Raw genomic sequence first — 390 nt, 5'->3', positions numbered from 1 at the left:
GTGTCATCACCTGAACAGTCGTCGGAAATTATTAACTCGATATTTGGATAGGTTTGATTTTTTATACTCTCCAAGGTATCTATAATAAATTCACTACTGTTATAGGTCACTACAACAACCGAAACAAGTACCTCCGAATTCAACCTCTCATCCATTCTTTTTATTTTAAGCAAAGATAGATTCTTTAAAACAGCCATCGAAATATACGGCCACAATCCTTCTAAAGTTTTCTTTTTAATAAATTTTTAAACAAGCCTTCAATTTCTTTCAACTCATCCATTTTTAAGAAATAGCTCATTAACCAGAATACGCCCAAACCGGTCATTCCACCTAAAGCAATTTCCAAATACTGATTCTTTACTGTCAGTGTCAATAGAAAGACTGCCCCTG

General features: G+C 34.1%; 1 protein-coding gene. It reads right to left on the bottom strand.

Annotated elements, in window-relative coordinates:
* The coding region (locus HC175_RS20070) for a glycosyltransferase (protein WP_168139839.1) at window positions 1-155 on the bottom strand (155 nt) is incomplete at its 3' end.
* Window positions 156-390: the final 235 nt, after the last annotated feature.

The sequence above is a fragment of the Salinimicrobium oceani genome, assembly GCF_012037645.1.
This window is presented reverse-complemented; position numbering and strand designations above follow the sequence as displayed.